This window comes from Curtobacterium sp. MCBD17_013 (assembly GCF_003234565.1).
Lineage (GTDB): Bacteria > Actinomycetota > Actinomycetes > Actinomycetales > Microbacteriaceae > Curtobacterium.
The window spans coordinates 1-14,649 of sequence record NZ_QKTU01000011.1; the positions used below are offsets into that span (position 1 = coordinate 1).

16 protein-coding genes, 1 tRNA gene and 1 pseudogene are annotated in these 14,649 nt (G+C 74.0%); 8 read left to right on the top strand and 10 right to left on the bottom strand.

Annotated features, from left to right (window positions below; genetic code table 11):
* Window positions 1–41: 41 nt before the first annotated feature.
* From DEI81_RS11785 to DEI81_RS11805, 5 genes are read right to left on the bottom strand one after another with little or no spacing between them, the layout of a single operon-like run.
* Window positions 42–746: a bifunctional 2-polyprenyl-6-hydroxyphenol methylase/3-demethylubiquinol 3-O-methyltransferase UbiG gene (locus tag DEI81_RS11785; RefSeq protein ID WP_258368681.1), complete on the bottom strand. Its 705-nt coding sequence runs from the start codon at window positions 744–746 to the stop codon at window positions 42–44.
* Window positions 743–1,417, bottom strand: coding sequence for a DUF2064 domain-containing protein (locus DEI81_RS11790; RefSeq protein WP_111010918.1), 675 nt, complete (start codon window positions 1,415–1,417; stop codon window positions 743–745). Before DEI81_RS11790 ends, DEI81_RS11785 begins: the two co-directional genes overlap by 4 nt.
* Entirely contained in the window at window positions 1,414–2,202 is a 789-nt protein-coding gene (locus DEI81_RS11795; RefSeq protein ID WP_309146672.1) for a glycosyltransferase family 2 protein, read from the bottom strand. The genes DEI81_RS11790 and DEI81_RS11795 overlap by 4 nt, the downstream gene beginning before the upstream one ends.
* 5 nt (window positions 2,203–2,207) lie before the next feature.
* Window positions 2,208–3,455, bottom strand: a complete 1,248-nt coding sequence (locus DEI81_RS11800) for an NAD(P)-dependent oxidoreductase (RefSeq protein ID WP_111010920.1) — start codon at window positions 3,453–3,455, stop codon at window positions 2,208–2,210.
* The gene (locus tag DEI81_RS11805) at window positions 3,452–4,393 is read right to left on the bottom strand and encodes an MTAP family purine nucleoside phosphorylase (protein ID WP_111010921.1); all 942 of its coding nucleotides are present in this window, start codon (window positions 4,391–4,393) and stop codon (window positions 3,452–3,454) included. Before DEI81_RS11805 ends, DEI81_RS11800 begins: the two co-directional genes overlap by 4 nt.
* A gap of 114 nt (window positions 4,394–4,507) precedes the next feature.
* On the opposite strand from DEI81_RS11805, the gene glp reads away from it, so the two are divergent.
* From glp to DEI81_RS11825, 4 genes are read left to right on the top strand one after another with little or no spacing between them, the layout of a single operon-like run.
* Window positions 4,508–5,779: a gephyrin-like molybdotransferase Glp gene (glp, locus tag DEI81_RS11810; protein WP_111010922.1), complete on the top strand. Its 1,272-nt coding sequence runs from the start codon at window positions 4,508–4,510 to the stop codon at window positions 5,777–5,779.
* On the top strand, window positions 5,776–6,249 hold the full coding sequence (gene moaC / locus DEI81_RS11815) for a cyclic pyranopterin monophosphate synthase MoaC (RefSeq protein WP_111010923.1): 474 nt from the start codon (window positions 5,776–5,778) through the stop codon (window positions 6,247–6,249). The genes glp and moaC overlap by 4 nt, the downstream gene beginning before the upstream one ends.
* Window positions 6,246–6,863 carry a molybdenum cofactor biosynthesis protein B gene (locus DEI81_RS11820; protein WP_111013986.1) on the top strand — a complete coding sequence of 206 codons (618 nt, stop codon included), beginning with the start codon at window positions 6,246–6,248 and terminating at the stop codon, window positions 6,861–6,863. The genes moaC and DEI81_RS11820 overlap by 4 nt, the downstream gene beginning before the upstream one ends.
* On the top strand, window positions 6,860–7,321 hold the full coding sequence (locus DEI81_RS11825) for a molybdenum cofactor biosynthesis protein MoaE (protein ID WP_111010924.1): 462 nt from the start codon (window positions 6,860–6,862) through the stop codon (window positions 7,319–7,321). The genes DEI81_RS11820 and DEI81_RS11825 overlap by 4 nt, the downstream gene beginning before the upstream one ends.
* Before the next feature lie 94 nt (window positions 7,322–7,415).
* Here the strand turns inward: DEI81_RS11825 and DEI81_RS11830 are convergent, their stop codons facing one another.
* The gene (locus DEI81_RS11830) at window positions 7,416–8,009 is read right to left on the bottom strand and encodes a TetR/AcrR family transcriptional regulator (RefSeq protein ID WP_111010925.1); all 594 of its coding nucleotides are present in this window, start codon (window positions 8,007–8,009) and stop codon (window positions 7,416–7,418) included.
* 43 nt (window positions 8,010–8,052) lie between these two features.
* Here DEI81_RS11830 and DEI81_RS11835 point away from each other — a divergent pair, with 43 nt between their 5' ends.
* Together DEI81_RS11835 and DEI81_RS11840 are read left to right on the top strand one after the other, a co-directional pair.
* Complete coding sequence (locus DEI81_RS11835) at window positions 8,053–9,006, top strand: SDR family oxidoreductase (protein WP_258368682.1); 954 nt, start codon at window positions 8,053–8,055, stop codon at window positions 9,004–9,006.
* A 225-nt stretch (window positions 9,007–9,231) separates the two neighbouring features.
* Window positions 9,232–11,175, top strand: coding sequence for an ABC-F family ATP-binding cassette domain-containing protein (locus DEI81_RS11840; protein WP_111010927.1), 1,944 nt, complete (start codon window positions 9,232–9,234; stop codon window positions 11,173–11,175).
* A gap of 107 nt (window positions 11,176–11,282) precedes the next feature.
* On the opposite strand, the gene DEI81_RS11845 is transcribed toward DEI81_RS11840, so the two are convergent.
* Both DEI81_RS11845 and DEI81_RS11850 read right to left on the bottom strand, forming a co-directional pair.
* Window positions 11,283–11,717 (bottom strand): hypothetical protein, encoded by a 435-nt coding sequence (locus DEI81_RS11845; RefSeq protein ID WP_111010928.1) that lies wholly within the window; start codon window positions 11,715–11,717, stop codon window positions 11,283–11,285.
* Window positions 11,718–11,720: 3 nt separating this feature from the next.
* Window positions 11,721–12,215 carry a MarR family winged helix-turn-helix transcriptional regulator gene (locus DEI81_RS11850; protein WP_111010929.1) on the bottom strand — a complete coding sequence of 165 codons (495 nt, stop codon included), beginning with the start codon at window positions 12,213–12,215 and terminating at the stop codon, window positions 11,721–11,723.
* Between the two features lie 213 nt (window positions 12,216–12,428).
* Between DEI81_RS11850 and DEI81_RS11855 the strand changes: the two genes are divergently transcribed.
* Window positions 12,429–12,500, top strand: a tRNA-Gln gene (locus DEI81_RS11855).
* Between the two features lie 86 nt (window positions 12,501–12,586).
* On the opposite strand, the gene DEI81_RS11860 is transcribed toward DEI81_RS11855, so the two are convergent.
* Window positions 12,587–13,483 (bottom strand): SDR family oxidoreductase, encoded by an 897-nt coding sequence (locus DEI81_RS11860; protein ID WP_111010930.1) that lies wholly within the window; start codon window positions 13,481–13,483, stop codon window positions 12,587–12,589.
* Between the two features lie 95 nt (window positions 13,484–13,578).
* On the opposite strand from DEI81_RS11860, the gene DEI81_RS11865 reads away from it, so the two are divergent.
* The gene (locus DEI81_RS11865; protein ID WP_111010931.1) at window positions 13,579–14,139 is read left to right on the top strand and encodes a TetR/AcrR family transcriptional regulator; all 561 of its coding nucleotides are present in this window, start codon (window positions 13,579–13,581) and stop codon (window positions 14,137–14,139) included.
* 30 nt (window positions 14,140–14,169) lie between these two features.
* Here DEI81_RS11865 and DEI81_RS11870 read toward each other — a convergent pair.
* Window positions 14,170–14,646, bottom strand: a pseudogene (locus tag DEI81_RS11870) (LysR substrate-binding domain-containing protein); the annotation flags it as partial.
* Window positions 14,647–14,649 lie beyond the last annotated feature (3 nt).

Sequence of the window (14,649 nt, forward strand, 5' to 3'; positions counted from 1 at the left end):
GAAGGGGACGGAGGGGGACGGAAGGGGGGCGGTGCAGTCGATCAGGGGCGGCGGAGTTCGCAGAACGACCGACCGGCGACCGTCCAGCGCTGCGACTCCCTGAGCCCGGCGACGCGGGCGTCGCGGCGGAGCGCACGCTGCCCGACCTCGGCCCAGGGGAACTCCGCGCTCGTCCGGCCGTCGGCGTCCACCACGCGGGCGTCGTAGGTGCGGTCGGCGTCCGGGTCGGCGTTCGTCTCGACGATGATCCGACCGCCGGGGCGCACGATCGCCCGGCACCGCTCGAGCAACGCCGCGGGGTCCCCGCCGATCCCGATGTTGCCGTCGATCACGAGCGCGGTGTCCCAGTGGCCCTCGTCGGGCACGGGGTCGAACACGGAACCCTGGATCGCGCGGCCGCCGGCGTGCTGGGCGATCGAGACCGCAGCCGGGGAGACGTCGACCCCGAGTGCGGGGATCCCGAACCGGCCCGCCGCGACGAGCATCCGCCCGGGGCCGCAACCGATGTCGATGAGCGGACCGTCGACGACCTCGAGCAGGGACAGGTCCACCTCGTCGGCGGGAGCGTTCCAGCGGCCGACGTCGAACGTCACGTCGTGTCCCGGGCGGTCGGGGTCGCGGAGCCGGATGTGGCCGTCGGTCGCGAGGGCCTGCGCGTACGGCTCGTCGCCGCCGGCGCCGAACGCGGCGTCGCGGTCGTCGCCTCCGTGGCTGCCGCCGGTGGTGAGCATCGTGTCGGTGGTCATCGCCGTGCCTCCTCGAGGTCGCGTCCGGCGTCCGGGTCGTCCTCGCGCACCGTGGCGAGCGCCGCCGCGAACCGGGACCCCGGCGCGAGTGCGGCGACCGCCTCGGCGTCGGCGATCGTGTCGACGTCGAGGAGCTCGTCGAGCAGACCGACGTGCAGCCCGGCGGCGCGGAGCCGGTCGAGCTGCATCGCGCCGGTGTCGTCGCGGGACATCGGGACGCCGCGGACCAGGTCGCCGCGCGGCTCGCGGAGCCACAGGCCCCAGAACCCGCCGTCCGCGGCCGGTCCGAACCACGCGTCGTGGTCAGCGCCCTCCTGGCCGTCGGTGCCGCGGACGAACACGGGGGCGACGTGCGTCGGAGTGAGCTGTGGCGTGTCCATGCCGACGAGCAGGGTGGGACCCTCCACGGTGTCGAACATGGCCGCGAGTCGCTCGTCGAGGTCGCCCCGCACCTGGTGCAGGACGTCGAAGGACGCCGCGGCGGCGGGGACGTGCTCGCCGTCGAACAGGAGCACCCGTCGCTCGGCGGGCATGGCGAGCACGGCGGCGATCGTGTCGTCGAGGCTCGCCGCGGCGACCCGGGCCGCCTCGACCGGCGAGAGCGCAGGCGAGAGCCGCGTCTTCACACGGCCGGGCACGCACTCCTTGCAGATGAGCACCACGGTCGTCACGCGCGCACCTCCGTCGTGTCCGCTCCCGCCGACTGGACGCCCGTTGACCGGTCGGGAGGCGCGGCAGCGGTCCGCGCAGCGGTTCCGCCGTCGACGCGGGCCGGTCGGGCGGGGTCGAGCCGGTCCTCCCGCCGGTACCGGCGGAGGAGCCGTGACATGTCGCGGATGGCGTTGACGGTGCCGCGCAGGGTGCCCGTGACCTTGCTGTCGCCGATGCGCTGCGCGTACCCGATGTCCGACTCGTCGACGCGCCATCCGGCGCGGTGCGCGGCGAGGACCATCTCGAGCGGGTAGCCGCTCCGGCGGTCCTGGAGGTCGAGGGCGACGAGACCCTCGCGGTACATCGCCCGCATCGGGCCGAGGTCGTGCAGGCGGTACCCGGTGGCACCGCGCATGAGCCGGGCGAGGACGACGTTCGCGAACCGGGCGTGCGGGGCCCAGGCGCCGGACCCGATCGGACGTCGCCGGCCGAGAGCCAGGTCCGTGCGGCCCTCGGAGACCCGTGCGACGAGCGGGACGAGGTCCATCGGGTCCATCGAGGCGTCGGCGTCGCAGAACGCGATGACGTCGGCGGTGGCGGCGGCGACCCCGGCGGCGCAGGCCGACCCGAACCCGCGTCGGGGCTCCGTGACGACGAGCGCCCCGTGCGCGCGGGCGACCTCGGCGGACCCGTCGGTCGAGCCGTTGTCCACCACGATCGCGCGGTATCCATCGGGCAGGCGGGTGAGGACGCTGGGCAGCGCCTCGGCCTCGTCGAGGCAGGGGAGGACGACGTCGACGGTCATGCCGGTCATTCGGTGCGGGCCGGGAGATCGATGGGAGGCTCCTCCGAGCCGCCCTGATCGTCCTCGCTCGTGCCCGCGGTGGCGTCCGTCGGAACCGCGGAGGCCTCCGTCGACACCGTGGCGGCGTCCGTCGTGCCCGGGGTGGTGTCCCTCGGAACCGCGGCCCGGAGTGGCGCCGAGGCGAACTCGCGCATCCCGGCGACGAACTCGACCTGCGCCGACCAGCCGAGCTCCCGCGCGATGCGGGCCGACGACGCCGTGACGTGCCGGACGTCGCCGAGCCGGTACTCCCCGGTGACGACCGGCTGGGGCCCGTCCGGACCGGCGATCGCGCCGGCCATGTCGCCGATCGTGTGGACGTGGCCGGAGCCCACGTTGTAGGCCGCGAAGCTGTCCGGCGACGCGGTGCGCGTGGCGGCGATGGCGGCGATGTTCGCGTCCGCGACGTCGGCGACGTGCACGAAGTCGCGGCGCTGGCCGCCGTCCTCGAACACACGGGGTGCCTCGCCCCGGGCGATCGCGGACCGGAAGAGCGATGCGACCCCGGCGTAGGGCGTGTTCGCGGGCATGCCCGGGCCGTAGACGTTGTGGTACCGCAGGGCGATCGCCCGGCCGCCGGTCGCACGGGCCCACGACGACGCCAGGTGCTCCTGCGCCGCCTTCGTCTGCGCGTACACGTTCCGGGGGTCGAGGGCGGCCGACTCGTCGATGAGCTCCGGCACGAGCGGGTGCCCGTCCGGCCCGACGGGCTCGAAGCTGCCAGCGTCGAGGTCCTCGCGGCGGCGTGCGGGCGGGCGCGCCGGGTCCCCCGAGGAGGTCCGGTAGGCGCCCTCGCCGTAGACGACCATCGAGCTCGCGACGACGAACCGGTCGACGCCCGCGCGGTCCATCGCGGCGAGGACGGACGCCGTCCCGACGTCGTTGCTCGACACGTAGTCCGGGGCGTCCTGGAAGTCCACGCCGAGCCCCACCTTGGCGGCCTGGTGGCACACGACGTCGATGCCCACGAGTGCGGCGTCCACCACGTCGGCGTCGCGCACGTCCCCGCGGACGACCTCGACCCCGAGCGCGTCGAGCTCCTCGACCAGGCCCGTCGGATCGCCGTGGACGTCCGGGCGGAACGAGTCGAGCACGCGCACCGCGGAGCCCGCGGCGACGGCACGCCGCACGATCTCCGAGCCGATGAAGCCCGCGCCGCCGGTCACGAGCAGGTGCTCGCCGTGCGGCCGGGAGGCCGGGGTGCCGTCCGTCATGCCCGGACCGCCCGCGCCATGACCGACGCGGACGCCTGGACCGGGACGAGTTCGCGCGGGGTGTGGTCGTCGGGCACCGCGCCGACGATCGCCTCGATCGCGCGGACGATGACCGCGTTCGCCGCGGCGAGGCGCTCCATGACGAGGTGGTGCGTCACGGCGCCGGTGTCGTCGGCATGCGCTGCGTCCGCGGGCGCCCCGTCGGTCCCTGCGCCGGCGGCCGGTACGTCCTCGGCCGGCGCGAGCCCGGCGTCGGCGTCCGTCACGAACGACAGGTTCACGGTCCCGATGCCGAGCTCGGCGGCGAGCTGCACCTCGGGTGACATCGTCATGTTGATGGTGTGACCGCCCGCCTCGCGCATCCAGACGGACTCGGCGCGGGTCGAGAACCGCGGGCCCTGGATGACGACACAGGTGCCGGTCGGCTGCAGCGGCACGCCGAGATCGGTCAGCGCCCGCACCGCGATGCGCCGCAGCACGGGGTCGAACGGGTCGGCGAACGACAGGTGCTGGACGCCGCCCACGTCGAAGAACGTGTCCTGCCGCCCCCACGTCCGGTCGATGACCTGGTCCGTCACCACGAAGGTCCCCGGCGGGTACTCGGGGTGCAGACCGCCCACGGCCGAGCTCGACACGATCGCGCGCACGCCGAGGGACCGCAGCGCCCAGACGTTCGCCCGGTACTCGATCCGGTGCGGCGGCACCGAGTGCTCCCGCCCGTGCCGGGTGAGGAACGCGACCCGGCGCCCCGCCATGGTGCCGACGGTGATCGGACTCGAGGGGCGCCCGTAGGGGGTGTCGACCTCGATCTCGGTCGCCGTGCCCTCGGCGAACAGCGAGTACAGGCCGGACCCGCCGATCACGCCGATGGGCACGGCGTCGGTCGGTGTGCTTGCAGAGTCGGCGTGGGGATCGTCGAGCGGGGTGGAGCTGTCCACGTGGTGGCGTCCTTCCGGGGGCAGAGCGTGGTCCCGGTTACGCTATCGGCAGACGTTCGGCTGACGTTAGGCATGTCTCCAGCAGCCCGGACGATCCGGACGACGAGGAGCACGATGCGCACCATCGAGGACCACCGGCTCGCGATCGCGGACCTCGTCGCCCCCGTGCTCGCGGCACTCGCCGTGGCACCGGGCGGCCGGGAGGACCGGCTCGTCGACGACCTCGCCGCGGAGCCCCTCGCCGGGCACGCCGCCCGCGTCCTCGCCGTCGGCATCACCGCCCCGATCGACCTGCCGCCGTTCGACAACAGTCAGATGGACGGGTTCGCGCTCCGCGCCGCCGACGCCGGCGTCCCCCTCCGCGTGGTGGCCCCGATCGCCGCCGGCGCCGCCCCGCCGCCGCTCGCGCCCGGCACGGCCGCGCCGATCATGACCGGGGCGGCCGTCCCCGCGGGTGCCGACGTCGTCGTGCCGGTCGAGGCGGTCCCGCCCGGCCGGTTCCCCGCCGCGCTCGACCTGCCGACCGTGACCGTCGCCGAGCCACCCGCGGTCGGGACGTTCGTGCGGCGACGGGGGTCGGACCTCCCGGTCGGCGGGGTGCTCGCGACCGCCGGGGCGGCGTGCACGCCCGCCCTGCTCGGTCTGCTCGCCGCCGCATGGGTCGAGCGGGTGACGCTCGTCCGGCGACCACGCGTCCTCGTCGTGTCGACGGGCTCGGAGGTCGCACCGCCCGATGGTGCCGGCGGTGCCGGTGCCGACCGCGGGGGCGTGGCGGGCGCGACCATCGGCGACGCGAACGGTGCGGCGCTCCGCGCCGCGCTCGCCGAGGTGGGCGCGGAGACCCGCGCGGTCCGGGTGGCCGACGACGTCGACCGGTTCCGGGTCGCGGTGACCGCGGCCGTCGGCGACTGGGCCGACCTCGTCGTCACCACGGGCGGGATCAGCATGGGTGCGTTCGAGGTCGTGCGCGAGGCCCTGGAGCCCGCCGGTCTCACCGTGACCGGGGTCGCCATGCAGCCCGGCGGGCCGCAGGCGTTCGGCTCCGTGCCCTTCGGCGACCGGGCGGTCCCCGTCGTCGCGTTCCCCGGCAACCCCGTGTCGGCCCTCGTGTCGTTCGAGGTGTTCCTGCGCCCCGTGTTCGCCCGCCACGCCGGCCTGCCCGACCGTCCGGCCGAGTCGTTCCCCGCCGGGGAGGCCGCCGCGTCACCGTCCGGGAAACACCAGATCCGACGGGGCAGGGTGGAGGACGGCACGATCCGCTTCGTCGGCGGACCGAGCTCCCACCTGCTCGCGCACCTCGCCGAGGCGACGCACCTCGTGCACGTCCCCGTCGGCACGGACACCGTGTCGCCGGGCGACGTCCTGATCACCTGGAGGATCCGATGACCGACGCGCTCTCCCACGTCCGCCCCGACGGCTCGGCGCACATGGTCGATGTCTCCGGGAAGGACGTCACGACACGGTCCGCCACGGCCACGGCGACGCTCGTCACCCGACCGGACGTCGTCGCCCGCATCCTCGACGGCACGCTCCCGAAGGGCGAGGTCGTCGGCACCGCCCGCATCGCGGCGATCATGGCCGTCAAGCGCACGAGCGACCTCATCCCGCTCTGCCACCCGCTGCCGATCAGCGGCGTCGAGGTCGAGGTCACGGGGCAGGACGACCGGGTCGTCGTCACCGTCGCCGTCCGGACCACCGCCCGCACCGGCGTCGAGATGGAGGCCCTCACCGGCGCGAGCGTCGGGGCCCTGACCGTCTACGACATGGTCAAGGCCGTCGACCGCAGCGCCGTCGTCACGGACGTCCGGGTGCTCGAGAAGCACGGCGGCCGCTCGGGCGACTGGAGCGCGTCGTGAGCGGGGACGTGCCGGCGACCGGTGCACCGACGCCGGCGAACGCCGCCGGGGCCGAGTTCGGGACCGGGGCTGCGGCCGGACCCGGGTCCGGGGCCGGGGCATCGTCCGCCGGTCGCGGCCGCGGTGCCGTCGTCGTCGTGTCCACCCAGGCCGCCGCGGACGAGTCCCTCGACACCACCGGCCCCGTGATCTGCGACTGGATGCGGCAGCGCGGGTTCAGTGTCGAGAGCGCTGTCATCGTGGCCGACGGCGGCCCGATCGCCGACATCGTCGCGGCCGAACTCGCCGGCGGCGCCAGGATCGTCGTGCTCACGGGTGGCACCGGTGTCACCCCGACCGACCGCACGCCCGAGGCCGTCGCGCCGTTCATCGACCTCGAGATCCCCGGGATCATCGAGGAGCTCCGTCGGCGCGGGGCCCAGGCATCGACCCGCGCCCTGCTCACCCGCGGTGTGGCCGGCCTCGCCGCGGGCGGGACCTTCGTCGTCACGCTGCCCGGGTCGCGCGGGGGTGTCCGCGACGGCCTCGACGTCATCGACGGCGTGCTCGACCACCTGCTCGACCAGGTCGCCGGCGAGGGACACGCGCCCCGCGGTGCCGGAGGTGCGTCGTGAGCGACGAGCGCGGCGGGGCGCACGCGGCCCCGGGCCTCCCGGCCGTCGTGGTCGCCGATGTCGTGACCCGATCCATCACCATCGCCGAGCTGGAGGCCGTGGTCGCCACCGATGCGGACGGCGCCGTCGTGACGTTCGCCGGGGTCGTGCGCGACCACGACGGCGGCAAGGGCGTGGACGCACTCGGGTACGAGGCACACCCCACCGCGGCCGAGGTCATCGCCCGCGTCGCGGGGGTGATCGCGGCCGAGCATCCCGGGGTCCGGATCGGGGTCCTGCACCGGGTCGGGGACCTCGTCGTCGGGGACGTCGCGCTCGCCGCGGTTGTGGCCTCGCCGCACCGGGCCGAGGCGTTCGCGGCGTGCTCCGCGCTCGTCGACATGGTCAAGGACGAGGTGCCCATCTGGAAGCACCAGCGGTTCGCCGACGGCACGGACGAGTGGGTGGCGTCGCTGTAGCCCCGCCGCCGGACGCACCCCCGGCCCCCGGCCCAGCCCGCCTCCGTCGCCCCCGTTCCGCGTCCATCGCCGCATCGGATGCGTCGTTGGTGCCTCAGCCCCGAGGGCGGGCCCGAGCCGCGGGCGCTCCGTACAGGGCGTCGAGCTCCGCGAACAGCGTCCGAGCGATCTCGGGCATCGAGCGGGTCTCGCCCTCGGCGATCCACTGCTGGAACGCCAGGCGGAACACACTCGTGCCGGTCTCCGCGGCGAGCGAGGCTGCTGGTTCCTCGACGCCTCGTGCGTCCAGGACGTCACGGAGGGCCGCCGCGAGCGCCGTCATCTTGAGGAGCTCGCGCTCCTGGAGGCCCGGGTTCGCCAGGATCACGGTCTGTCGCTGCTGCGAGTACGCGCGGCGCTCGTCGTCGAACCACGCACAGCCGGCCACCACGCCCGTGCGCACGGCATCGATCGCGCTGGCCCCGGGGGGAGCCTGGGCGACGCCCTCGGTGAACGCGCTCCGGAAGTGCTCCTGACCGGAGAACAGGACCTCGCGCTTGTCGGCGAAGTGCCGGAAGAAGGTGCGCTCCGTGACGCCCACGGCTGCGGCGATCTGCGCGACCGTCGTGTCCTCGAGGCCCTGGCGGACGAAGAGGTCGAGCGCCGCCGCCCGGAGTCGATCCGGCGTCCCCGGTGCCCATCGCGCCATCCCTCGATCATACTGATGACAGCGGCTGACATCCAGTGCTACCGTGACGTCACACACTGACATCAACGGTCGCGGACGACGCGACCAGGAGGAGGTCGCACACATGCGCGTCTTCATCACGGGAGCATCGGGCTGGATCGGGTCGGCGGTCGTCGACGAACTGCTCGCCCACGGACACCAGGTCATCGGGCTGGCGCGCTCGGACGCCTCCGCCGCGTCCATCGAGGCCAAGGGGGCGGAGGTCCTCCGCGGTGACCTCGACACGCTCGATGTCATCCGCGCCGGGAGCGAGGCCGCGGACGCCGTGGTCCACCTCGCGAACAAGCACGACTGGGCGAACCAGGCCGAGACGAACCGGGCTGAGCGCGCGGCGGTGCAGACGATCGGGGACGCCCTGGTCGGCACGGGCAAGCCGTTCCTCGTCGCCGCCGGTGTCGCCGGACTGACCCCCGGCCGCGCCGTGACCGAGGCGGACCCGAACCCCTCGAACGGCCCCGATGCGCCCCGCGGCGGTACCGAGAACCTCGCGCTCGAGTTCGCGGACCGCGGCGTCGTCCCCGTGAGCCTGCGGTTCGCGCCGACGGTGCACGGTGACCGCGACCACGGCTTCATCGCGCTGATCGCGGACGCCGATCGTCGTGCCGGGACCGCGGCGTACGTCGGAGACGGCGAGCAGCGCTGGGCGGCCGTGCACGTGCAGGACGCCGCCCGCGCGGTCCGCCTCGCGCTCGAGCAGGCCTCGCCGGGCCTGATCGTGCACGTCGTCGCCGAGGAGGGTGTGCCCACCCGTGCCATCGCCGAGGCGATCGGTTCGTTCGAGGGTCTGCCCGTCGCCTCCGTCGACCCGGCCGCGGCCCAGGAGCACTTCGGCTTCATCGGGATGTTCTTCGGCATGGACCTGTCCGCCGAGAGCAGCCGGACGCACGAGGTCCTCGGCTGGACACCGACGGGACCGACGCTGCTCGAGGACATCGCCGCAGGCGCCTACCGGGCCTGACCCGCGTCGGCGGGCGACCCGCGCCTCCCGGGCGGACCACCGCACGGGAACGGCGCACGCCGACGACAAGTGCGCGCGCGCCCACGCGCCCACTTGTCGTCGGGACGCGCACTCGGGGGCGCGCACGTCGGGGCGCGCGCTCGGGACGCGCGCTCGGGAGCGTGCACGAACGGGAGGAGCGGGGCCGCGACCGCGCGCACGGCCCCGTCCGCCTACCCTCAAGGGGTGGCACATCTGCTTGGCGCTGAGAACCTGCACCTCGAGTACCCGACGCGCGTCGTCTTCGACAGCGTCTCGCTCGGCATCGACGAGGGCGACCGGATCGGCGTCGTCGGACGCAACGGCGACGGCAAGTCGACGCTCATGAGCCTGCTCGCACAGCGGATCGAGCCCGACGGCGGCCGGGTGACCCAGCGTCGCGGCGTGACCGTCGGGTTCCTCGACCAGCGCGACGACCTGCCCGCGGGCGAGACCGTCGGCCACGTCGTGGTCGGTGACCTCGCCGAGCACGAGTGGGCCGGGGACGCGCGCATCCGCGACGTGATCAGCGGACTCGTGGCGGACGTCGACTGGGACGGCCTGGTCGACGACCTGTCGGGCGGCCAGCGGCGTCGGGTGGCGTTGGCGCGCCTCCTGGTCGGGGACTGGGACGTGCTGTTCCTGGACGAGCCGACGAACCACCTCGACGTCGAGGGCATCGCATGGCTGGCCGAGCACTGCCGCAAGCGGTGGGCGGCGAACCAGGGCGGCCTCGTGGTCGTCACGCACGACCGGTGGTTCCTCGACGAGGTCTCGACGACGACGTGGGAGGTCCACGACGGCATCGTCGAGCCGTTCGAGGGCGGGTACGCCGCGTACGTGCTGCAGCGGGTGGAGCGGGACCGGATGGCCGCCGCGACCGAGTCCCGCCGACAGAACCTCATGCGGAAGGAGCTCGCGTGGCTGCGCCGCGGCGCGCCGGCCCGCACGAGCAAGCCGAAGTTCCGCATCGACGCAGCGAACGAGCTCATCGCCGACGTCCCGCCCGTGCGCGACACGGTCGCCCTGTCGCAGATGGCGACCGCGCGGCTCGGCAAGGACGTCGTCGACGTGCTCGACGCCGGCGTGCAGTGGCCCGACAGCGACGAACCGGTGCTCGAGCACGTCGAGTGGCGCATCGCACCGGGGGAGCGGACCGGGATCCTCGGCCCGAACGGTGCGGGCAAGTCGACGCTGCTCGGGCTGGTGTCCCAGAAGATCCAGCCCACGAGCGGCAAGGTCAAGACCGGCAAGACCGTGCAGATCGCGATGCTCGACCAGCAGCTCGCCGACCTGCAGCAGTACGCCGAGGACCGCGTGCGCGAGGTCGTCGGCCGCAAGAAGACCGCGTACGTCGCCGACGGCAAGGAGATGACGCCGTCGCAGCTGCTCGAGCGCCTCGGGTTCTCGTCGGCCCAGCTGTCCACGCCGGTCAAGGACCTGTCCGGCGGGCAGAAGCGGCGCCTCCAGCTCATGCTCATCCTGCTCGACGAGCCGAACGTGCTCATCCTCGACGAGCCGACGAACGACCTCGACACCGACATGCTCGCCGCCATGGAGGACCTGCTCGACTCGTGGCCCGGCACCCTGCTCGTCGTCTCGCACGACCGGTACCTGCTCGAACGGGTCACCGACCAGCAGTACGCCGTGCTCGGGCACCGGTTCCGGCACCTGCCCGGTGGGGTCGAGGAGTACATGCGGCTCCGTGCGGCCGGGTCGGCTGCGCCGCGGGATGCGTCCGCGGCGACGGCACGGGTGGCCGCGGCGGCCGGCGCGGGCGCGCGCGGCGGTGCCGGGTCCGCGGGTGCCGGTGGCGCTGTTGCCGGTTCGGCTGGTGTCGGTGCGGCGGGTGCCGGTGCGGCGGGTGCCGGTTCGGCGTCGGCCGGGAGGGACGGGGCGGGTCCGGCGGCGGGCCTCCCGGCCGTCAGCGGTGCGGACCGGCGGGCCGCCGAGAAGGAGATGTCCTCGCTCGACCGACGCATCGCCCGGGCAGGGCAGGACCGGCAGCAGGTGCTCGACGCGTTCGCCGCTCATGACCAGGCGGACTACGCCGGGCTCGGGGAGCTCCAAGCGAAGCTCGCAGCGGTGGACACCGAGCTCGAGGAGCTCGAGACGCGGTGGCTCGAGGTGGCGGAGCTGCTCGGGGCGTAGGGGCCGGGCGGGCCGGGGCGCGGCGCGGCGCGGCATGACTGCGCGTGCCGACGACAAGTGCGCCGCGCTGACGACCGCGCAGTTGTCGTCGGGGCGCGCAGTCGGGGTCAGGCCCAGGGGTCGTGCACCCAGTCCGGCAGCGGGCGGAGCTGTCCCCACGCGAACCGGCTCTCGGCGACGAAGTCCTGCACGTCGTTGGCGAAGCGCCAGGCGAAGCGGTCGTCGGGCTCGTCCTCCTGTAGGAAGATCCCGACGCTCTCGTCGGCCATCGTGACTTCGAGCAGGTGCTCGTTCTCGCCGAGCGGTGCGTCGAGCCGGAGCGGAACGCGCTCCTCGGGCTCGGCCAGCGCGTCGGGGACGAACTCCGCGCCGATGCGGATCCAGGTGCCGTCGGAACGCTGGCGGAACGGGCTCCTGCGCGGCAGTGCGGTGACGATCCTGATCTGGACCGACTCGCGCTCCTCGGGCGTGAGCATCGCGTCGAGGACCGGCTCGACGACCCGCGGGACCGTCTCGGTCAGGAACGTCTGGACCGTGCGCATGATTCAGTCGCCCAGGCTGATGCTCAGCGAGCGGAGCAGCCCCGCCAGCTGCGTCCGGTCGGCGGGGGAGAGGTCCGCGAGGATCGCCGCCTCGGCCTCGACCAGTCCCGCGATCGCGGCGTCGACCGCCGTCCGACCCTCGGGCGTCAGCGTGACGAGGACGCCTCGGCCGTCGCTCGGGTCCGTTCGCCGCTCGACGAGCCCCCGGTCCGCCAGGCGGTCCACGCGGTTCGTCATCGTGCCGCTCGACACCAGGGTCTGCTGCAGCAGCGCCTTCGGGCTGAGCTCGTACGGCTCGCCCGCGCGGCGCAGCGCCGACAGGACGTCGAACTCCCACGACTCCATGTCCCCGGCCGCGAACGCCGTCCGCCGCGCGCGGTCGAGGTGCCGGGCGAGCCGCCCCACCCGCGACAGCACGTGCAGCGGCGCGAAGTCGAGGTCCGGTCGCTCGCGATGCCACGCCGCGACGATGCGGTCGACCTCGTCCTCCTGCGGCATCCGTCCATCATGGCAGCGGTGGCGGCGGACGGGAGGGACGGCGCGGGCTGGTGGTGGGCCTCCCGGCCGGCGGGTGGTCCGGTCGGTCGCTGGACGGGAGGGGCGGCGCGGGCTGGTGGCGGGCCTCCCGACCGGCTGATGGTGGCGCTGGTCGGCGGGCGCACGGGGCGGCGGATGCTGCATGGGATGATGTCGGGGCGCCTCCGGGCGTGGTCCGCCTTGGTGTAACGGCAGCACATCAGCCTTTGGAGCTGTGGGGTCCGGGTTCGAATCCTGGAGGCGGAGCCGGCAGGTCACCGAGGGAGTTGCCCGACGCGCGATGGGCGGGTCCTCCGCAAGCCCCGGTCGAACGGTGGATGGACGAACGATGATCAGTCCAGGTAGTCGCCGTCCCGGATGTCGTCGAGCAACCCCTCCCGTGTGGGCGTCCACCCGAGGAGCTCCCGGGTGCGCGTGCTCGTCGCGGGTGCGTCGGCGCCGTAGAGCAGGGCCATGAAGGGGCTGACGTAGTGCGTCCCGGCCCGCTCCGCGCTGATGGAGGTGGTCGGCAGTCCGAGACCCTCACCGATCGTTCCGGCGATGGCGCTGAAGGCGACGGTCTCCGCGACGGCGTGGAGGACGGACCCGGGCGGTGCGGACTCGACGGCGAGCCGGTAGAGCACCGCCGCGTCGGCGCGGTGCACGGCGGGCCACCGGTTCGAGCCGTCGCCCACGTACGCGGACACACCGGTCGTGCGCGCCGTGGTGATCAGCATCGGCACGAAGCCGTGATCTCCTGGGCCGTGGACGGTCGGGGCGAGCCGCATGACGATCGCGCGTACGCCCCGGTCGACGAATGCGAGGCAGGCGTCCTCACCAGCGAGCCGGGCTGCTGCAGCCCCGGCGCGATCGGGAGCGGTTGCCTCGGTCGCGGGCTGCCCGAAGGGCAGGACCAGCGTGCCCGACGTGACGACGAGCGGCTTCCCGGTACCGACGAGCGCTTCCCCCATCACGGTGATCGCGTCGACGTCGCGGCGGATCATGGCCTCCGGTTCGGCGTAGTCCCCGCCGTACGCCATGTGGATGACGCCGTCGGCCGCCGAAGCTGCCTGGCGCAGGACGTCGAGGTCCTCGAGTGTGCCGCGGACCGGTGTCGCCCCGAGCCCGGTCAGCCGGGTCGCGGCCACGTCCGAACGTGCGAGGCCCGTGACCTGGTGGCCGACACGAACCAGCTCAGCGACGATCGCGGGTCCGGTCTGCCCGGTGCCTCCCGTGATGAAGACGTGCATGGACAGCTCCTCTCGAGGCACCGTGTAGTGCCAGGAAGTGACACTACGTTGTGCCACTTACTGGCGCAACCGATGCAAGCGGGTAGCCTTGGGGGATGCCGAGGAGTGGAGCAGCAGCGCGGCAGCGGCTTCAGCAGGCGGCGCTCGAGCTCTACACGGAGATCGGTTACGACTCGACGACCACGGCGCAGATCGCCGACCGCGCTGGCGTCAACCACCGGACCTTCTTCCGGCACTTCCCGGACAAGCGCGAGGTGCTCTTCGACGGTGAGGACGCGCTGGCGCCTTCGCTCGCCGAGGCTGTGCGGAACGCCTCCGACACGGCGACCCCGATGCAAGCGCTCCACGCGGCGTTCCGGGCTTCGGCGCACGTCCTCGAGGCGAACGAAGCCATCGGCGCGCGGCGTCTCCGGGTCATCGCCGCGACACCCGCGCTCGCCGAGCGCGACCTCGCCAAGGGCGCCGCGGTGGCGTCGGTCCTCGCCGAGGCGCTCCGGGAGCGCGGAGCGTCCGACGAGGAAGCAGGTCTCGCGAGCGTCGTCGGGTGGGCGACGTTCCATCGCGCTGCGTCGCTGTGGCTGACCGGGCCGGAGCGCCCGCTGACCGTCCACATCGACGAGGCCTTCGACCTCCTCGCTGCGCTGACCACGAGCTGAGTCAGGGCAGGGCCGGGAGGCGCTCGTCGCCTACCCCAGCACGGCCACCCCGAATCCGCTCACCACCGCCCGCACCTCCGCCAGGTAGCGCTGTGCCTGCTCGGTGAGGGGGATCGAGGCGTCGGTGATCCACCCGATCTCGATGCGCTCGTCGACGTCGAGTGGCACGGCGACGATCGCGGGGTCGAGGTCGTCGCTGATGATGCCCGTCGAGATCGTGTACCCGTCGAGCCCGGTCATGAGGTTGAAGATCGTGGCCCGGTCGGACACCCGGATCTCCCGCTTGCCCGACAGGGTGGAGAGGATCTCCTCGGCCAGGTAGAAGGAGTTGTTCGCGCCCTGGTCGAACGTGAGCCGGGGGAGGTCGGCGAGGTCGTCGAGGGTCGCGCGCGCTCGCGACGCCAGCGGGTTCCCCCGAGCGACGAAGATGTGCGGCTCGGCGATGAAGAGCGGGTGGAACGCGAGTCCCGCGTCCCGGAGCAGTTTGCCGATGACGTTCTCGTTGAAGGA

Coding starts and splice junctions, on each gene's coding strand:
- DEI81_RS11845 (WP_111010928.1), bottom strand. CDS start 11,717: ATGCGCACGGTCCAGACGTTCCTGACCGAGACGGTCCCGCGGGTCGTC.
- moaC (WP_111010923.1), top strand. CDS start 5,776: ATGACCGACGCGCTCTCCCACGTCCGCCCCGACGGCTCGGCGCACATG.
- glp (WP_111010922.1), top strand. CDS start 4,508: ATGCGCACCATCGAGGACCACCGGCTCGCGATCGCGGACCTCGTCGCC.
- DEI81_RS11860 (WP_111010930.1), bottom strand. CDS start 13,483: ATGCACGTCTTCATCACGGGAGGCACCGGGCAGACCGGACCCGCGATC.
- DEI81_RS11795 (WP_309146672.1), bottom strand. CDS start 2,202: ATGACCGTCGACGTCGTCCTCCCCTGCCTCGACGAGGCCGAGGCGCTG.
- DEI81_RS11850 (WP_111010929.1), bottom strand. CDS start 12,215: ATGCCGCAGGAGGACGAGGTCGACCGCATCGTCGCGGCGTGGCATCGC.
- DEI81_RS11800 (WP_111010920.1), bottom strand. CDS start 3,455: ATGACGGACGGCACCCCGGCCTCCCGGCCGCACGGCGAGCACCTGCTC.
- DEI81_RS11785 (WP_258368681.1), bottom strand. CDS start 746: ATGACCACCGACACGATGCTCACCACCGGCGGCAGCCACGGAGGCGAC.
- DEI81_RS11865 (WP_111010931.1), top strand. CDS start 13,579: ATGCCGAGGAGTGGAGCAGCAGCGCGGCAGCGGCTTCAGCAGGCGGCG.
- DEI81_RS11830 (WP_111010925.1), bottom strand. CDS start 8,009: ATGGCGCGATGGGCACCGGGGACGCCGGATCGACTCCGGGCGGCGGCG.